The sequence below is a fragment of the Persicitalea jodogahamensis genome (genome assembly GCF_014651615.1).
GTDB lineage: Bacteria > Bacteroidota > Bacteroidia > Cytophagales > Spirosomataceae > Persicitalea > Persicitalea jodogahamensis.
This window is the reverse complement of record NZ_BMXF01000001.1, coordinates 1,912,449-1,930,372: the sequence shown is the minus strand read 5'-3', so window position 1 is coordinate 1,930,372 and position 17,924 is coordinate 1,912,449. Positions and strand designations below refer to the sequence as shown.

At 48.6% G+C, this 17,924-nt stretch carries 14 protein-coding genes and 1 pseudogene; 9 read left to right on the top strand and 6 right to left on the bottom strand.

The window, feature by feature from the left end:
- Positions 1–61: 61 nt before the first annotated feature.
- The 5 genes from IE117_RS07925 to IE117_RS07905 all read left to right on the top strand — a co-directional run bounded on the left by IE117_RS07925 (position 62) and on the right by IE117_RS07905 (position 6,773).
- Positions 62–1,699 carry a SusD/RagB family nutrient-binding outer membrane lipoprotein gene (locus IE117_RS07925; protein WP_189563749.1) on the top strand — a complete coding sequence of 546 codons (1,638 nt, stop codon included), beginning with the start codon at positions 62–64 and terminating at the stop codon, positions 1,697–1,699.
- An 85-nt stretch (positions 1,700–1,784) separates the two neighbouring features.
- Positions 1,785–3,041, top strand: coding sequence for a hypothetical protein (locus IE117_RS07920; RefSeq protein ID WP_189563748.1), 1,257 nt, complete (start codon positions 1,785–1,787; stop codon positions 3,039–3,041).
- A 47-nt stretch (positions 3,042–3,088) separates the two neighbouring features.
- The gene (locus IE117_RS07915; RefSeq protein WP_189563747.1) at positions 3,089–4,426 is read left to right on the top strand and encodes a PhoPQ-activated pathogenicity-related family protein; all 1,338 of its coding nucleotides are present in this window, start codon (positions 3,089–3,091) and stop codon (positions 4,424–4,426) included.
- A 41-nt stretch (positions 4,427–4,467) separates the two neighbouring features.
- Positions 4,468–5,850, top strand: a complete 1,383-nt coding sequence (locus tag IE117_RS07910; RefSeq protein ID WP_189563746.1) for a purple acid phosphatase family protein — start codon at positions 4,468–4,470, stop codon at positions 5,848–5,850.
- Between the two features lie 44 nt (positions 5,851–5,894).
- The gene (locus IE117_RS07905; RefSeq protein ID WP_189563745.1) at positions 5,895–6,773 is read left to right on the top strand and encodes a bile acid:sodium symporter family protein; all 879 of its coding nucleotides are present in this window, start codon (positions 5,895–5,897) and stop codon (positions 6,771–6,773) included.
- Positions 6,774–6,898: 125 nt separating this feature from the next.
- On the opposite strand, the gene IE117_RS07900 is transcribed toward IE117_RS07905, so the two are convergent.
- From IE117_RS07900 to IE117_RS07880, 5 genes and pseudogenes are all read right to left on the bottom strand, one after another.
- Positions 6,899–8,002 carry an NAD(P)/FAD-dependent oxidoreductase gene (locus IE117_RS07900; protein ID WP_189563744.1) on the bottom strand — a complete coding sequence of 368 codons (1,104 nt, stop codon included), beginning with the start codon at positions 8,000–8,002 and terminating at the stop codon, positions 6,899–6,901.
- Positions 7,986–9,395 carry a LodA/GoxA family CTQ-dependent oxidase gene (locus tag IE117_RS07895; RefSeq protein WP_189563743.1) on the bottom strand — a complete coding sequence of 470 codons (1,410 nt, stop codon included), beginning with the start codon at positions 9,393–9,395 and terminating at the stop codon, positions 7,986–7,988. Before IE117_RS07895 ends, IE117_RS07900 begins: the two co-directional genes overlap by 17 nt.
- Before the next feature lies 1 nt (position 9,396).
- On the bottom strand, positions 9,397–10,896 hold the full coding sequence (locus tag IE117_RS07890; RefSeq protein WP_189563742.1) for a ferritin-like domain-containing protein: 1,500 nt from the start codon (positions 10,894–10,896) through the stop codon (positions 9,397–9,399).
- Between the two features lie 192 nt (positions 10,897–11,088).
- A pseudogene (locus IE117_RS07885) lies at positions 11,089–11,298 on the bottom strand (tyrosine-type recombinase/integrase); the annotation flags it as partial.
- Between the two features lie 5 nt (positions 11,299–11,303).
- Positions 11,304–11,498 carry a single-stranded DNA-binding protein gene (locus tag IE117_RS07880; protein ID WP_189563741.1) on the bottom strand — a complete coding sequence of 65 codons (195 nt, stop codon included), beginning with the start codon at positions 11,496–11,498 and terminating at the stop codon, positions 11,304–11,306.
- 180 nt (positions 11,499–11,678) lie between these two features.
- Here IE117_RS07880 and IE117_RS07875 point away from each other — a divergent pair, with 180 nt between their 5' ends.
- From IE117_RS07875 to IE117_RS07865, 3 genes are all read left to right on the top strand, one after another.
- Positions 11,679–13,676, top strand: coding sequence for an alginate lyase family protein (locus IE117_RS07875; RefSeq protein WP_189563740.1), 1,998 nt, complete (start codon positions 11,679–11,681; stop codon positions 13,674–13,676).
- Between the two features lie 101 nt (positions 13,677–13,777).
- A complete protein-coding gene (locus IE117_RS07870; protein WP_189563739.1) occupies positions 13,778–14,788 on the top strand; it encodes a PorP/SprF family type IX secretion system membrane protein in 1,011 nt (336 codons plus the stop codon).
- 89 nt (positions 14,789–14,877) lie between these two features.
- Positions 14,878–16,128, top strand: coding sequence for a cation:proton antiporter (locus IE117_RS07865; protein WP_229580514.1), 1,251 nt, complete (start codon positions 14,878–14,880; stop codon positions 16,126–16,128).
- On the opposite strand, the gene IE117_RS07860 is transcribed toward IE117_RS07865, so the two are convergent.
- Positions 16,072–16,401 (bottom strand): hypothetical protein, encoded by a 330-nt coding sequence (locus IE117_RS07860; protein WP_229580511.1) that lies wholly within the window; start codon positions 16,399–16,401, stop codon positions 16,072–16,074. The genes IE117_RS07865 and IE117_RS07860 overlap by 57 nt on opposite strands.
- Positions 16,402–16,490: 89 nt before the next feature.
- Between IE117_RS07860 and nhaD the strand changes: the two genes are divergently transcribed.
- Positions 16,491–17,780, top strand: a complete 1,290-nt coding sequence (gene nhaD / locus IE117_RS07855) for a sodium:proton antiporter NhaD (protein WP_189563738.1) — start codon at positions 16,491–16,493, stop codon at positions 17,778–17,780.
- Positions 17,781–17,924 lie beyond the last annotated feature (144 nt).

Genomic DNA, 17,924 nt, shown 5'->3' with positions numbered 1-17,924 from the left:
GGGCTTTGTTTCTCACAGAAAGTCCAAAATCCAGTATCCAAAATCCAAAATCCTTTCAGACATGAAATTATCGAATAAAAAGTACCTCGTTTTCCTCGTTGTGCTGACCTCGTTCTTCTCTTGCAAAGATCTGACGGAACTCAACGAAAACCCCAACGGTGTCGACTCCGACCGGGTAAATCCTAACCTGATTCTGCCCACCGTGCTGACCGAAACAGGGAAAGCCTACGTAAATCTCGGTTACGGGGACATCGCCGGGGTGGTGCAGCACACCCAAAAAGACGCCTGGTCGAGCGGCCACAACGACTATGACTGGTCGAGCCAAAGCTGGGGTGGCTACTACAACATCCTGCGTAACAATGACCTGCTGTACCAACGCGCCGTGGAAACTAATTTTGAGTTCCACCAGGGTGTTTCGCTGGTGATGCGAGCCTTCCTGTTCGGCCTCATTACCGATTTGTGGGGCGACGCCCCCTACACTTTCGCGCTGAAAGGCGAGATCGGCGGGGCCGAAAACATCACACCCGCCTTCGATAATCAGGAAACGATTTACAATGGTGTGCTGGCCGATTTGGAGAAGGCCAATGCATTGCTTTCCAAGCCGAAGGGGGAGTACCAGGGCATCGTAGATAACGTGGATGTGTATTTCAAAGGCGACCCGAAGGGATGGCAGAAATTTGCCAACTCACTGGCTTTACGATACTACCTGCGAATTTCGGCCAAGATGCCCGACGTGGCAAAGTCAGGAATTTCAAAAATACTCGGAGACGCGACGAAGTACCCCATCATCACCAAGAACACTGAGGACGCCGTGATGAGTTTTCCCGGCACCAGCAACGATACGGCCTGGCCCGCCAACTCGGACTTTGACGCCAGCGGAAGTAGCTATCGGCGCATAAAAATGGCTTCCACGCTGGTCGAATCCCTGCAAGCCAAGAGTGACCCGCGTTTGGGGATTTGGGCCAATAAGGTGCAGATACCGTTGGTTGTAGACGCCACTTTACCCGCCGGAACGGATAAAATTGTGGATGGCAAGCGGCTTCTTTCCCCCGATAAAGTAGGTACCGAAAAAATAGATACCGATCCCGAGTACGTAGGACTGCCGCCAAGCTTCTCGGCTTTGCCCTCGGCCTATAACCTCAACCCGACGCCTGGTCAAACCTCATTTAACCCCCACGCGTCGTTTTTGAACGATATTTATAAGAAAGCCACCGGACCACTGCTGAAAGCAAGGCTGATCTCCGCCGCTGAGGTGCATTTCATCCTGGCCGAAGCCGCGCAGAAAGGCTGGATCACCGCCGATGCTAAAAGCCAATACGAACAAGGCATTGAAAACTCACTGAAAACCTGGGGTGTTGGCGACAAGTACCCCACCTACATCGCTCAAAAAGGCGTGGCTTACGATGGTACTTTGGCCCAGATTATGGAGCAAAAGTGGATCGCCAGCTGGACTGCCGCCACCGAATCCTGGTTTGACTTCCGCCGCACCGGACTACCGGCACTGAAAGCGGGCCCGGCGGCCAAGCGCTCTGTCCTGCCCGTCCGCTTCTATTACACACAGGACGAGTTGAATCTCAACGAATCCAACACCATGGCGGCTCTGGAAAAACTGGAAGTCACCAACTATTCTCAAGCTGACAATAAGAACAGCGCATGGTCGAAACCGTGGCTCATTCAAGGAACCGGTAAACCCTGGTAATTCGATAGGTTAGTGATTAAACGGGTGGGGACGTTTCCCTGCCCGTTTTTGTACAATATCCCCGCTACGGCGGCCAGATCCATCCATGTCCAAAAAAATATTTCTGCTTCTTGCCCTGGTCCTGTTCGGTTTTCAGCCCGCCCGTGCGCAAGCGTTACGCGCGGGTGCGGCCAAGCGCATCATCACACCCGACCCGCTGCTACCGGTATCGGGCGGCATTGGCACACCCAAGAAAACGGTCGAGAGAAAAGGCGACCTTTTTGTGCGGGCGATGGTGTTGGAAAAAGGTGATACGCGTGTCGCCTTTGTGAGCGTCGACAATCTCGGCTGGCCTTCGGTCCTGGGCGATAAGTCGCGGACTCTGGTGAAGGGAATCAAGCCCGAAAATATTCTGATCGCGGCCACGCACACGCACTCTGCCCCCGATGCCTACGGTTTTCCGAATGAAAAAGGCGAGTCCATCGCCGATTTGAAGTACCTCGACTGGTGCGTGCAGCAGATCGCATCGGCTATTAATGAAGCCGTTGAGAAGCTGGAACCCGCTACCCTGAAAGTGACGACGGGCGAGGCCAAGGGAAAAATCGCCTATAATTATTACGCGCCCCGGCTCTACGATCCGCGATGCGGGGTGATTCAGGCGACAAGTACCCGCAGCGGCAATACCATTGCCACCCTGGTGAACTACGCCGTGCATCCCGAAGTACTTGGTTCGAATCAGGGGATCCTTAGCCCTGACTTGTGTGGCCCGCTTTACGACCGCATCGAGGCCAAAGCAGGCGGCGTAGCTATGTTTATCAATGGCGCCCAGGGCGGGATGGTCACCGCGGACGTGCGCCTCGAAAACGGAAAGGAAGCCAACACCTGGGAGGAGTGCCACCGCATCGGTGAGCTGCTGGCCGACGAAGCCCTGCGCATCGTAAGTTCTGCCCCCAGGCTGCAGAATCCGGATTTGTATTGTACTTCCCGCCGCATCGAATTCCCCATTGAGTCGGATATGATGAAGTTCATCCTGAAAAAGTCTTCACTTGATTACCGTTTTGACAAGCCCGATACGGTCAGTACCCAGCTAAACCTCGTCAACATTGGCCCGGCGCAGATTCTGACCATCCCGGGCGAAGCACTCCCTAACATTGGCTACTACTTAAAGCGTAAAATGCCGACCAAACATGCTTTTCTGTTCGGGCTGACCAATGACGCCTTCGGCTATATGCTCACCAAAGTGGATTTCAATAGTTTCGAAAGATACGAATACGTGAGCCGAACCAGCCTGGGCGAAATGACGGGAGAGATTTATATCGACAAGGCCCTGGAATTGGTGGACAGCAGCCCGAAACCGGAATAGCTGTCGGGCCATTGGCTTTTATTCAGTATTAGAAAAAATGTATTATTATGAAAAGAATTACCACCGCACTCCTGTTCATTTTCTGTCTTCCCTGCCTGGCACAGGAGGACATCACCCCATCCACCGCCCTGGCTGCCTATCTCAAGAATGGCGACAACTCCTACGCCTGGTCGGTGCGGGATTCGTTCCAGATCGCCTCCGTGAAGGGCTACAACCTGTATCTGACCTCGCAAAAGTGGCATGAGTACACCTGGCGGCACCAGTTGACGGTGCTGGTACCGGAAAAGGTCACGCACGACGGCGCACTGCTGTTCGTCACCGGTGGGTCAAATAATAATGAGGTGCCTAACTGGAAGAAAAACGATGACGGGACGATAATCAGCATCGGCAAGATCGCCATGCAGAACAACGCGATCACGGCAGTTCTGTGGCAGACGCCCAATCAACCCCTTTTCGATGGTCGGAAAGAAGATGAGATTATTTCCTATACCCTCCACCAGTTTCAGGAAGACGGCGACTACTCCTGGCCGTTGCTGTTTCCGATGGTCAAGAGCGCGGTGCGCGCCATGGACGCCGTTCAGGATTTTGCCAAAAACACGATAAAAAAGCCCGTTTTCCGGTTTGTGGTTTCCGGTGCCTCCAAACGTGGCTGGACGACCTGGCTCGCCGGGTCGCAGGATATGCGCGTGGCGGCCATTGGCCCCATGGTGATCGACATGCTCAATATGCCCGTCAATATAAAGTACCACCTGACGGCCTGGGGTGATTATAGCGTCGAGATTCAGGATTATGTCGATCTGGGCATTCCCCAAAGCATGGAAAGCGAGAGCGGCCGGGCGCTCAATTCTATGATTGACCCCTACTCCTACCGCCGGGCGCTCACGATGCCGAAAATGATTTTTATCGGAACCAATGACCCCTACTGGCCCGTGGATGCCGTCAAAAACTACTACGACAGCATTCCCGGCAAGAATTTAATCAATTATACGCCCAATGCAGGCCACGACCTGGCCGGCGGAAAGCAGGCACTTGAAAGCCTGAGCGCTTTTTTTGGCACGACTCTGCAAAACAAACCCTACCCCGAGTGCAGCTGGGAGTTTTCCAAAAAGAATGGCAACATCGCCCTCGAAGTCAAAGCCTCACCCGACCAATTGCTGGATGCCATTGTCTGGTCAGCAGACTCGGAGGATCGCGATTTCAGAAATGAAACCTTCACCAGCCGGAGTCTGGGGGTCAATCATAAGGAGAGTGTTTCGGCTACCGTGCCCCTCCCTAAAAGCGGCTTCAAGGCTTTTTACATGGACTTAAAGTACCAGTCACCCAATGGAGGCAGCTATACGGTAAGTACTCGTGTTTTTGTGACCGACACCTCAGGGGTTTTGTGAAAAATAAAGTGATACCGGCGTAAAGCTTCTGCCTTAAAAATATGAACAACTTCACAGCTAAACGACTACCCAACTTGTCTTACCGTGCCCTTACCCTCCTCTTTTTAACGCTTTTCCATACTACGCGCACCTTCGCTCAGTCGCCGTCGCCCCGTGCGGCGGCGTTGGCGGAACGACTGGCCCTCGATGCCAAAATCGACCAGCGGCTCCTGTTCCCCACCGCCACGCCCGACCGGGTGATCATGAACGTGACCGAAACGCCGGAAACTTCCGTAGCGGTCAACTGGCGTACCGACCCTACCCAATCGCAGGGCGAGGTGCAGTGGGCTGTGGCTACCGACGGACCGGAATTTTTGAAAAGTGTTCAGAAAATCCTGGCAACTACCGAATTCCTCTCCATCCAAAACGGTGAGGTGACGATCGAGGCCAACTACCACGCTGCAAGGCTGGCGGGACTGGAGCCAGCGCAGTCGTACGTGTACCGCGTAGGCTTCGGGGATCATTGGAGCGAGTGGCACCAGTTCAGGATGCCCGCGAAAGGCAAGGCGCTATCGTTCCTGTACTTTGGCGATGCGCAGAACGATGTGAAGTCACTCTGGTCACGGGTAGTGCGGGAAGCGTACAAGAAAATGCCGCAGGTGGACTTCATGCTCCACGCGGGAGATCTCATCAATCGTTCCAGCGAAGATATCGAGTGGGGCGAGTGGTTTTATGCCGGCTCATTCATTCATTCAACGGTTCCCAGCCTGATGACACCCGGCAACCACGAGTATGCCAAGGGCGTAATCCTGGCTCCGCAATGGAAAAAGCAGTTTAACCTCCCGGCCAACGGACCGGCAGGGCTGGATGAAACCTGTTACCAGATCAATTACCAGGATTTGAAAGTAATATCACTGGACGCCGAACAGATCGACGAGTCGCCCCGATTTGCTGCTCAGCAAGCCGCCTGGCTGGATTCCATCCTGACCAACGACCCGCGCCCCTGGACCGTCGTGACACTGCATTACCCGTTTTATTCCACCAAGCCCAACCGCGACAACGCCAAACTCCGCGATCAATTCAAGCCCATTATCGACAAGCACCGCGTGGATCTGGTACTGCAGGGCCACGACCATGCCTACGGACGGGGTAGCGTGGCTAACGCCCCGATTTCTGCCAGCAGCCGCAAAAGTTCTTCGGCTACGGTGTATGTCGTATCGGTGTCCGGGCCGAAAATGTACGATGTCTCTGATGACCCCTGGATGGATCGCCGTGCGAGCAACACCCAGCTCTTTCAACTCATTTCACTGGAAGGCAAGCAGCTGATCTACCAGGCCTTTACCGCCACAGGTGAGTTGTATGATTCATTCTTATTGGAAAAAGGCAAGGATAGCATCAATAAGCTGACAAACAAAATCCCAGCAAAGGCGGAACGGGCGGATTAACCCGGCGATTGCGCATCACTCTATGAAGACCTAACCCCTCAATCATGCAATCCAACATTCTGACCGAAGTATTCCTCCCTCTTGCGCTGGCGATAATCATGCTCGGCATGGGCTTGTCGCTGATGGTCGAAGACTTTAAGCGCATCCTGTTGTATCCCAAGGCGATTACCGTCGGGATAATCAATCAGATTGTGCTGTTGCCGTTGGCTGCGTTTGCGGTGGTGGCCCTGCAGGGAATCAAGGCGGAGTTGGCGGTAGGCCTCATCATTCTGTCAGCCTGTCCGGGTGGTCCTACCTCTAATTTGATTTCTCATCTTTCCCGGGGTGATACCGCCTTGTCCATTTCCCTGACGGTCGTGTCCAGCCTGATTACCGTGCTCACGATTCCCTTTCTGGTCAACTACGCCATCGTCCAGTTTATTCCCGGCGGGGAGCAGCAGCCTTTGCCGGTTTTCAAGACGATCATTTCGGTACTGGTTATTACGCTCATTCCGGTAGCGATTGGCATGGCGGTTCGGAAACGCAAACCTTCGCTGGCCCAAAAACTCGACCGTCCGGTAAAAATCCTTTCGGCGGTTTTCCTTTTCATCATCATTGCGGGGGCTTTGTTCAAGGAAAAAGATAACCTTGTCGGCTTTTTCCAACTGATTGGTCCTGCGGCTTTGCTCCTCAATTTGCTCACGATGGCTGTTGGCTACGGTACTTCGCGCCTGACCAACCATAGCCTCAAACAAAGTTTGACGATTGCCATCGAGTCAGGCATCCAAAACGGCACTTTGGGAATTGCCATTGCAACTACGCTGCTGAACAATGCGACCATGTCCATCCCGGCAGCAATTTATAGCCTGATCATGTTCGTGACATCGATCGGAATTATCTGGTGGGGCAACCGGGCCATTCCACAGGTGAAAGGTGAGGTGTAGGGAAGGGGGTTTTTATTTCTTGGACGGTAGACTAGATTCGTCATAGCGTGGCCGCAAACGGTTTGCGGGTTGGCGTAGTGGTGGATTTTTAGCACAAGAGTTCAATCGAAGCACTACACCCGCCATTACGCCAAACCGCTGTTGGGTGCTGCCCTTCTTCTGTTCCAAAATTCATTATTCGCCCATCTATTTTCGTCATCGTAAACTTCGTTTCTTTGATTCAAATACTTTGTAAAGTTGTAAAGGTTGAATGTTGTATAAGCTTCGCTGAAGTCTGTCCCTGAATTGAAAAATAAATTGATGTGTTCAATACAAAATTGAAGCATTTCAAAGTTCTTTAAAATCCCTTGTCCACTCAGCGGGTCAATAGTGTATGCCGAATCACCTAATTCAATCCAACAATGTCCTGATTGATTTTCTGAAAACGAAGTTCTTGCATCAAAAATGTTCAGTTTCACCTTGTCACTGTCGAAATTGGTATTACCTTTTTCATTATACCAACGTGTAGATTTAAGTTGCTCGGTAAAATATTTGATTTTTGATTTAGGTAACAAATCACCATCGGAAAATATTGTGTATATCCTGTTTTTATTAGGTAGTGAATTTGTATAAAACCAACCGTCAGGAAGTGCTTCAATTACAAGGTAGTTTTGATTGTCATTTAGATGGTTTCCAATTGCGGTAAGTGCAACTAACTTGTCAAAGTATTTCTTTTTTGAACCAATTGGATTTAAAGAAGAATTTCTACCTGTTGCGAAAATTAAGAATCGGGATTTAAGAAGTGAGACAGAATTGTCTTGTTTTATTTTCACTTCCCAATTCTGTCTCAAATAATCGATACCTAAAACTTTTGTTTCTCTGTAGATACTATTTCCTGATAATTGAGAATGTTCAAGTAATTTATTTTCTAATGCTGTCCTATCAATAGAAAACCCATTCCCAAACGGATTAAAAATAAAACTGCTTTCCGAAACCTCATTACTACCCCAAATGGAACTATTTCCATAATAATCAGATGATAATGTTTCATCTAACCGAAAGTTTAAAAGATTGAAATATCTTCTACATTCAGGCGACAATGATTCTCCTTGCTTAAATTGATTAAGATTTGTTTTTTCAATTACTCCAATCTTATAACCATTTTTCTGCAACAAAATAGAGGCGGAAGAACCAATTATTCCTCCGCCTATAATGAGAATGTCGAAAACATCACTACAAGGTTCTTTCATCTTCAATCTGCTCACCATTCTTAGGTTTTATAAAACCTAATTTATTGAAGTTATTTATCAAAAGTTGGTGTCCACCATTTGGAATACCTCTTTGCCAATCTGCGTCTGTTCCGTTACTTAACTTAACTCTATCAGGTCTTTGCGTAGGCCACCAGTTAACTCTACATTTCAAAAAGTCTGCTTGCCAAGGCAAAGCCATCAAGCCTGAAATGTCTCCTGCTACAACTTTTGTAGAATCAAAACGGAAAGGTTCAATATAGAGATTGGGATTTTTCACGATAATCCCACCTTCAATGCCTGGGTAAAAACCTTGTCCTACCGTGGTGTCCAATACGTCTTTGTTTAATTGGTCAGCAGATTTAAGAGAAGGTATCGGATTTGAAAGGTCGTTTGTAAAATTTCCATTTACCCATTTCTCTAAAATATCTTTTTGATACTGCGTCAACTCAAAACTGTCTAACGCTGTTTCAATTCTCAGAATTTTGTTACGTACCCCTCTTCTCGTTGGTAGGTTAGTTGTTGCTGTATCTGCCAATACAGACTTACTTTCAGTAATGGGGAAAGCATCCAAAACCCCACTTACCCATTTTATGTTTTTAAATCTTTCAATTATTGGTAATACATGATTGGTAAATGATGGAACTTGAACTTGTTGTAATTGTCCATTCGAAATGGCGACTTGTTCCATAATGTCATAAAGAGTAACTACTCCTTTTACATTAGGAGCATAATCGGGAGGAGCAACAATCACCCACGCTTCTAATGCTTGAACTTCCCTTCCGTCTTCTAATTTTACGCTTGCCTTAATAAAACCGTCAGAGGTATCGTCATACCAATCGTTACTATAATAAAAGTTTGCAATAGGTTGGTTAGTCGGTGATTTTGAAATGCCAGCCCCGCCCAATACTATCAAGTTGCCATTATTATCAGTCCTTAACTCTCCTAAATCAACAGTATTTGTTTTGTATTTACCTTTCAACGCAACACCGTTTTGATTTACTCCAGAGATTTGCTTTTCTCCTGAATCAATGATTAACTCTTGTGAGTTTGGTCTTAACGGTAATGGAATATTAGGTGGAGTGGCTGGCGGTCCTTGTCTTGTAACGCCCGCTTTTTTGTTTACTAAATGAACTGTCCATTTAATAGAAACTAAATTCATATCAACAGGCTTATATTCACCTGTTGCAGAATTCAATTCATAGACTTTGAACCTTGCACCCTGTCGTTTGATTAGACCCGATGCATCTTTGAAGTTTTTAACCTCATTTTCGTTGCCCGAATTGTCAAACTCAACTCCTAACGAATTATTTGATTCAGGGCACAAGTAAAACTGATTAAGGCTTCCGCCTACTCTTGCAATCCCGATTGACGGGAAAATTTTAAATCTTTCCATTTTATACAAATTTTGTTGTTATTATGTTGTTTTTATTAAAGTAATAAGTTTGTGCCAGTGCCAACAAGCTTTCAGCATCTCCATATTCGTCTTGCTCTATGTGTTTTTTAAAATCCAAATGATTTTTAATTGATTCTACAATGCTAAGGATATCGCTAATAATTGAAGTGTTTAATATATCTAACTTCGATTTGTCATTATCAAATGTTAAATTAGTATTAATTTCGAAAGGGGCGGCACACCTTGGCTCAATATCGTAGGAAAATTGACCTTCGCTCAATGGCAATTTTAATAATATCAATGAAATTGAAGGAAAAATATTTCTCATAGATGTTAATATAAGGTCTATAAATTCTTTGGTTTTATTTGTGTCATACTGCTTGTAGAACATAGTGGAGTATATGTCCAAAATCAATGAGGAATAGAGGTTATTAAATAAAGAAGACCATAACAATGAATATTCATTTTTTATTTCTACAGAGGTAGTATATTCTTTATTTGGTCTTGTAATAGGATTAAGAGGGGCATTTATGGCGTTTTCATGGTTGTAATTTCTATATTCTTTTAAGAATAATTCAAAATGAGTATCAATTTCATCGTCATAATTTGCTCCTTCACCTTGTGATGATATTAGATAAATCAGATTTAGTGCATCTTCTCTGTTGTGAACTTTGGAAAGTGTTATTTGATGGTTTCCAACAGCACTACTTGTATTCCACGAATCATAAACAGCGTCATATTTTTGTATCTCGTCAACAGATTGAAAATCACCGTCTCTTATGTGCCAATTTGCTTTAAGGCTATCTGTTGGGGACATTGGTATCCGATTATCTTTGCTGTCATTTTTTTGAAACAGCCAAAATAGTTTCATATAAAGTCCACCAACAGGATGAAGTTCAACGCCAGCTTTGTCTTTTGCACTTCGGTGAATTTCGTCAACTTCTGCTTTAAATTCTTCTGGAATGTCTAACGGAGCTTCAACTGCAACAAATTTTGCCAATAATTCTTTTGAAACAGGCTCAAGTGTAAAGGGAAGTGGGTTATTATTGCCGCTGATAGGTCTATATTCGTCTTTACCCAAATGAATATTTTCTATACCTCCAATACTTAACAGCAAATTTTGAACGGCTAAAAAATGTCCCATTTCCTGAATGGCAATATTGACAAGTGTGCTTTTTAAATCACCACTGCCTTTGATAGAATAAGCTGCATATAAATATTGAATCATTAAAGCATGTTCAACTTCTGCTGCAACTTTCAAAAGATATATTGCCTCCTCTTTAGGATTTGCAACATCCTCTACAACTGGAATTAAAAGTTCAGTTTGAGGTAAATCAAAACTTGGAACTAAATCCAAACTACTCGGTTGTAGTATTTCGTCAACTCTTTCTGTTAGTATAGTTTTCTCTAATCGTCCTTTCAAGAACTCATTTTTATGTAGTTCTGAAATTTCAAGAGATTGTTTCTTCCAACTTATTTTCTTTTTTTTCTTTTCTGTCATTTTCTATTCCTTTTGTTGTCTGTTTATGTCAAGCACTGTCTGTCGTTTAGGGTTGCACCCAACTCTCAAATATGCGAAAGTTTTGTCGTACTTTTTGTATTTATTTGAACTATTTCAAGTATACGTGGTACTTTTAATGTCGTACTTATTTGGAGTGTCCCCTTCGCGATAGCCGTTTTGTTTGAAGGTATGCTACTCTCTTTTTAAGTGCAATGAATCAAATGGGCTCTTGATATTCTCGATCGTTCGAATATTTACATGAGTGTAGCGTAATGTAGTCTTCAAATCATTATGGACTAATAGCTCCTGAATAAGTTTTATGTCTATTCCACTCTCAGATGAGTGAGTTGCGTAACTGTACCGCAGGCTATGAAACGTAACTGATTGAATAATTTGGGCGGCAGTTTTTACGCGCTGAGATACAGAGTTTTAGCTTTTCGTGCTGTACGGCTCTCCTGAATACTGTCCTTTAAGGATTCCGTAGTGGCCAGAGAAAACTTGGCGACGTTCGCATCGCCCTGAAATTTCTGGACCTCAGGGTTTGATCCGAGGTTTCCGATTAAGGTTACCTTCGGTTCGCCGACGCGATTTAAGCCTCGCATGGTTGGGAAGATAGAAAAGGGTGTGTCTCAATGGTTTTCCAATGTAGTAAAAAAACGAATACTGATATGACGGCTACCGAAAAAGTTATCTAACGGCAAAACCCACTTTTCCCAGCCCACCGGTTAAAAGTAGCCCCACCGCTGCTTTTAGTGTTGCATAACCAACCGCCCCCCCCCCGCATGCCAGCTACTTCCAGCAGTTTTTCCCTGAAAATCGTACTAGCGGTTCTGATATTCATGCAGGCTGCCCTGAGCATCCGGGCAGGGGTACCGAAGCAGCCTTTTTTTGATTATTCGGAAAAAGGGAGCAACTCCCCTACCAGCCTTCTCCTTTCCCGCCTGAACCTGAACGCCCCCGGCCTGGAAAAAGTAAAGGCAAATACTCAAAACCCCGAGCGGGCAGCGCAGGAACTGCTCACGTATTACCGCAAAAGGTCTACGGTGAAGCATCCCATAGACCGTCAACAGAAAGCGCGGGCCAGGGGTACCCTGGCTTCCGAAAAAGACATCCAAGTTGCCAACGACGCGCTCAAACACATATTTGTGGGCCAACCCGCCTATCCATCCCACTTCTGCGGGGACGACATCAACTGGGCGACTAACCCTTATCCCGATAAGGAATGGATCTGGCAGTTGAATCGCATGACATTTTGGGATGCAATGGGCAAGACCTACCGCCAAACGGGCGACGAAAGCTATGCCGAGGCCTGGGCTGACCAAATCGTGGACTGGACCAGAAAGAATCCGCGCGATGCGGAACACGCCTACGCCTGGCGCTCCATCGAAGCAGGCATCCGGGGCCACCGCTGGACGGGCCAATTTCAGTACTTTATTGACTCTCCCGCTTTCACGCCCGAGGTGCTGGTGGCTTTCCTCAACAGCTGCTATGACCATTCGACTTTTCTCATGACCAGATACAGTAAAGGCAGTAACTGGGCCCTGATGGAAGCCGAGGGAATGGCGTTCATTGCGATGACTTTTCCGGAATTTCAGGATGCAGAAAAATGGAGCAGTGAAGCCATTGCGCGGTTGAACAAAGAAATTACAAATCAGGTATATGACGACGGCCATCAGCGTGAACTCGCTTTCGGCTACCACATGGGCTGTATTGGCTGGTTTATGCGGACGTATGAGCTCGCGCATCTGAACGGACGGCAAAATGCTTTCCCGGAGTCCTACATTCAGCGGATTGAAAAAATGTGCGAAGTACCTATGAAACTGGCTTTCCCGGACGGCTCCACGCCGCAGTTCGGTGATTCGTGGTCGGGCAAACCCGGTCAGTACTTTGGCCAACTCAAAGAGTGGGCGAAGTTATTCAATCGGCCCGATTTCCTCTACGTTGCCACCGAAGGGAAGGAAGGCACCAGGCCGGATGCCACAGCCTTTGCCTTCCGGGAAAGCGGGCTATATGCCATGCGAAGTAGTTGGGATAAGGATGCCGTAAGCATGGTGCTGAAATGCGGCCCCGACGGCGGCGGTCACTGTCAGCCCGACAATGGTACTTTTGAATTGTACGCCGGTGGGCGTCACCTCATGCCCGATGGGGGTAGCTACATTTATAGCGGCAACCCGGAAGGTCGCGCCTGGTTCCGGCAGACCAAAGTACACCAAACCCTTACGCTGAACGGCGAAAACTCGGCCTACGCCCCGAAGCTTCGGCTGTGGAAACCGGGCAAAGATCTCGATGTATTGGTAATTGAAAACCAAAGCTACCCGGATCTGCTTCACCGCCGGGCGGTGTTGTTTGTGGACAAAAGGTACTTTGTAATCGTGGATGAAGCCATTGGCACTGCAACGGGGGACATCGACCTTCATTTCCAGCTGGCGCCGGGAAAGGCGGTTTTTGATCAGAAAAAATACACCGTGCACAGCGACTTTGATGAAGGCTGGAATGTTTTGGTACAGACCATGCCACAGCCTGGTTTAGCATTGCAGGAAGAGGAGGGGCAAGTGTCCTTTGTCTACACCCAGAAGGAACCCCGCCCTGCCTTCGGGTATCGACTGCAAAAAGAGACAAAAGAAGAAGGTGTACGGTACGTGACCGTAGTTGCGCCCTATCCCGGCAACCGGCCCCGAATCGAGGTCCGATTGGTTGGGCAATCTTCTATTGGTACTTCGCGGCTTGAAATTGAGGTTAAGCTGGATGGAAGTAGTAAAAGGATCTCTTACGAGTATTGAGCGCCCTGCGTCCGAGGTGAGTCCCGGGAGAAAAACGTAAAAACCGGCCTGATTTTTGCTTCTTGACCGATTCGTTACCTTTACCGAAAAAACGAGATTGGATGAAAGTCAGGGCCTGGCTGCTTTGGGGATGTGGGTTGTGGATGTTTGGACAAGCAAAGGCCCAGCAATTGCCGCAAGGCAGCCTATACACGCTAAATCCCTTCGTAGTCAACCCCGCCCTTTCGGGGGCCTACGATTTCGCCGATGTCCGCCTGAGTTACCGCCGCCAGTGGATGGGACTGGACGACGCCCCCAACACCGCCTACCTCACTGCCCACACGCCCATCGGGTACGGCGACAAAGTACCTCGGACGACAAACACCCCACGGTACGCCAGCCGCAGCGGCCTGCCTCCCACCCCACCCCAGGGTTCCTGGCGCTTTGGAGCCGGTGCCCTGCTACTGGCAGACCGCACCGGACCGACTGAGCGCAACATCGCCCAGCTAACGGGCGCAGCCCACCTGAGCCTGGCGGGTGGCTGGCAATTGTCGGGGGGTATTGGAGCGGGAATACTGCAGTACAACTTTCGTTTCGACCGCATCACCACCGCCACGCCTTCGGACCCTATCCTGCCCGATGGCCGTGTATCGGTGCTGCGACCTTACTTTTCGGCGGGATTATTGGTCCGGAAAGGAAATTTCTGGGGTGGCCTTTCGGTACTTTCGCCAGTTTCAATGTCACTGGCCTACGCCACTGCCGGTGGTAGCGAAGTTTCAAACCAAGTACTTCCACACTACTACCTCACTGCCGCTTACCGATTGAATATCGCCGAGGATTGGGCGCTCATTCCACAAGTATGGGTCAAGAGCGTCGGCAAAGCCCCGGTATCCGTTGACGGGCAACTTCGCCTTCAATATGCCGACCGCATTTGGGGCGGAGTTCAGTACCGGGCCAGCGATAGCTTCGGCGCTTTGCTGGGGATGGCTTTATCCCCATCCTTCACGCTCAGCTACGCCTACGAGTACCCGCTGTCGGCTATCAGTTCCGTTTCGTCGGGAAGTCATGAAATACTGCTGGGCTTTCGGTTCAACAACCGGTCAGCGATTTACTGTCCACCAATGGGTTGGTAAACCGCGCGTCGAATTAAAGCCAAATGCCCCGTTTTAAGGGGCATTTTTCGTATCATTGCAACCTTGAACGCAACTCCCTATCCGTATTTATGGATATTTCTATATTAATTATAATCCTCAGTTGCACTGTGCTGTTGTCGTACGCTTTCGACCTCATCAGTACCCGCACCAAGCTGCCCTCAGTGGTGCTGTTGCTGGCTACCGGGATGATTGGCCGGCAGGTAACTGACTACTTCAACATAAAAATTCCCGGCGTGGACGTGCTGCTGCCTACGCTCGGTACGATCGGCCTGATTCTGATTGTGCTGGAAGGCGGGCTCGACCTTGAGCTCAGTGGTGGCAAGCACAAGCTGATTGGCCGTACGCTCCTTTCCGCGCTGCTCGGACTGGTGCTGAGCATGGTAGTGATCGCGGGGATTTTCTATCTGTTACTGGGTGAGAGCTTCTACAACGCCATGGTCACGGCCACGCCTTTTGCCATCATCAGTAGCGCGGTGGCCATCCCCAGTGTGAGCGGGCTCGAAAAACGAAGGCGCGAGTACATGGTTTACGAATCGTCGCTCTCGGATATTCTTGGGCTGATGCTTTTTAATATTTTGGTACTGCCCACCAATTCGGGTTGGGAATCGGCGGGGCAGTTTTTACAAAGTACCTTGCTGATCGTAATCATTTCGGCCGTTTCATGCTTTGTGCTGCTATACCTCATTGCCCGGATCAGCCACCATGTCAAATACCTGCCGATTATTTCGGCGTTATTCCTCATTTATGCGGTAGGCAAGTACTATCACCTTTCGTCACTGCTGGCGATTCTGATTTTTGGATTGTTCCTGAACAATACCGAGTTGTTTGTGCGCGGAAAGCTGAACACCTATTTTAAAAACGACCTGTTTGAAGGAGAACTGGAGCAGTTCAAGCAGCTTACCGCCGAAAGTGCCTTTGTGGTCCGGACATTCTTCTTCCTGATTTTCGGCTACTCTGCCGACCTGAGCGACTTTGCTGATCTGGATGCCTGGATCGTAAGTATTCTGATTCTGCTGGCCATTCTTGGCACCCGGTTCCTGACCCTGAAAACGACATTCAGAGGAAACCTTAGCCCGTTGCTGTACATCGCTCCGCGTGGCCTGATCACCGTTTTGCTCTTTCTGACTATTCCGGAACAGTACATGGTTGTGGGATTCCGGAAAGGGATTTTGATGATCACCGTCATTCTCACCGCCATCACGATGATGCTCGCCGTGATGACCTATAAACGTCCTCTGGAAGAAGAGGATACAGGCGAAGAATTAGAGGAAAGCTCGAAAAGCCCAGAACCGCCGCTCCCGCAGGTACGCCGGAGTTGACTCGTGTAGAAACGCCTCCCGCTCAAACGAAATATTGCGATAGGCCCGATAATGATCCTGATAATGCAGATACCTGATAAAATATTCCACAAAGTACCAGATGTAGAAAAGCAAAAAACCCATTTCGAGTTGCTGCTGCAGGTGAATGCACTCATGGTGCAGAAGCTTTTCTTCCGGTTTTTTATTCTTTACGAAAACGAAAGGATATAACGCCATCCCCGTCACCCAGAGGGAGGGTACCTGAATCACGAAGCCTTTAAAACCAGCAACCACTACTAAAAAAGTTAAATGTTTAAATATCTGTAAGTCCAGCGAACCAAGCTATTACCCGATTGTATTGATAACCCGAATCTAAATTCTAAATGCTTACCACCATCATCATCATTTTTGTCGTCGGCTATCTGGCGATTGCTCTCGAAGAAACCATCAAAGTTAACAAAACTGCCTCAGCTCTCATCACAGGTGTCCTGTGCTGGACGGCTTACGTCCTTTACAGTTCAGAGACGGAGCTGGTAGTGGAAGAATTATCCGCTCACCTGGGTGAGATTTCCGAAATCCTGTTTTTCCTGCTAGGCGCAATGACCATCGTGGAACTGATCGACGCCCACGAGGGCTTCGCGATCATCACCGAACGAATCAAAACCCGCAATCCCGTATACCTGCTCTGGATCATCTGCATCCTGACGTTTTTCCTCTCCGCCCTGCTCGACAACCTGACGACCTCCATCGTAATGGTGTCGCTGCTACGCAAAATAATGCCCGAAGGCGAGCAACGCAAGCTTATGGCAGGCATGATTATCATCGCTGCCAACTCAGGTGGAGCCTGGTCGCCCATCGGTGATGTCTCGACGACCATGCTCTGGATCGGCGGGCAGGTGAGTACTTTCGCCATTATTACAAACCTGATTATCCCCAGTATGGTTTCGCTGGCAGTGCCGCTGCTGTACATGACCTTCGCCATGAAAGGTAGTCTGAAAGCCATACCCATCCAACCGGGCAGCGTTGCTTCTCCCATTTTCGACGCCGAAAACGGCGTATCGCGTGGCCAGGGCCGGTTGATGCTCTATGCAGGTGTGACGGGGCTGCTCTTCGTACCAATTTTCAAAACCGTTACCCACCTGCCACCCTACATGGGGATGCTGCTTTCATTGGGAGCGTTGTGGGTATTGTCCGAGATCCTGCACAGTGACAAAGACGAAGAAGACCGCCTTCCCTACACACCTGCCTATGCCCTGAGTAAAATCGACGTCCCCAGTATTCTCTTCTTCCTGGGCATTCTGGCGGCAGTGGGTGTGTTGGAAGCCACCAATGTCCTCAGCGACCTTGCCGCGCGGCTCGACGCTCTGGTGGGTAACCTGGATGTAATCGTGGTGGTTATCGGGGCGGTTTCAGCCATCGTGGACAACGTTCCGGTGGTCGCGGCCGCAATGGGCATGTATGACATCGACACCTACCCCACCGACCATAAGCTTTGGGAGTTCATGGCCTATTGTGCCGGTACGGGCGGCAGCATGCTGGTCATCGGATCGGCGGCAGGTGTCGCCGTGATGGGAATCGAGAAGCTGGATTTTATCTGGTATCTGAAAAAAATTGCCTTCCTGGCAATGATTGGTTATCTGGCCGGCGCTGGGGTTTATCTGTTGATGTTTTAATGGATTGACTCGGCCACGAAGTGCCAAAGTACCGGGGAATCATCCCTCGGAAAACGGAATCAAAAGAATCATCGTTCTACGCTGAGTTCCGGTATTTTCAATGCCTCATTTCCATTACATTTGTTTCAAAAAACCAACTGAAAC

Excerpts from the sequence above, each read along its gene's own strand:
- IE117_RS07895 (WP_189563743.1), bottom strand. The coding sequence starts at position 9,395 with ATGGAAAGATTTAAAATTTTCCCGTCAATCGGGATTGCAAGAGTAGGC.
- nhaD (WP_189563738.1), top strand. The coding sequence starts at position 16,491 with ATGCTTACCACCATCATCATCATTTTTGTCGTCGGCTATCTGGCGATT.
- IE117_RS07865 (WP_229580514.1), top strand. The coding sequence starts at position 14,878 with ATGGATATTTCTATATTAATTATAATCCTCAGTTGCACTGTGCTGTTG.
- IE117_RS07905 (WP_189563745.1), top strand. The coding sequence starts at position 5,895 with ATGCAATCCAACATTCTGACCGAAGTATTCCTCCCTCTTGCGCTGGCG.
- IE117_RS07880 (WP_189563741.1), bottom strand. The coding sequence starts at position 11,498 with ATGCGAGGCTTAAATCGCGTCGGCGAACCGAAGGTAACCTTAATCGGA.
- IE117_RS07890 (WP_189563742.1), bottom strand. The coding sequence starts at position 10,896 with ATGACAGAAAAGAAAAAAAAGAAAATAAGTTGGAAGAAACAATCTCTT.
- IE117_RS07925 (WP_189563749.1), top strand. The coding sequence starts at position 62 with ATGAAATTATCGAATAAAAAGTACCTCGTTTTCCTCGTTGTGCTGACC.
- IE117_RS07910 (WP_189563746.1), top strand. The coding sequence starts at position 4,468 with ATGAACAACTTCACAGCTAAACGACTACCCAACTTGTCTTACCGTGCC.
- IE117_RS07875 (WP_189563740.1), top strand. The coding sequence starts at position 11,679 with ATGCCAGCTACTTCCAGCAGTTTTTCCCTGAAAATCGTACTAGCGGTT.
- IE117_RS07920 (WP_189563748.1), top strand. The coding sequence starts at position 1,785 with ATGTCCAAAAAAATATTTCTGCTTCTTGCCCTGGTCCTGTTCGGTTTT.
- IE117_RS07915 (WP_189563747.1), top strand. The coding sequence starts at position 3,089 with ATGAAAAGAATTACCACCGCACTCCTGTTCATTTTCTGTCTTCCCTGC.
- IE117_RS07870 (WP_189563739.1), top strand. The coding sequence starts at position 13,778 with ATGAAAGTCAGGGCCTGGCTGCTTTGGGGATGTGGGTTGTGGATGTTT.
- IE117_RS07900 (WP_189563744.1), bottom strand. The coding sequence starts at position 8,002 with ATGAAAGAACCTTGTAGTGATGTTTTCGACATTCTCATTATAGGCGGA.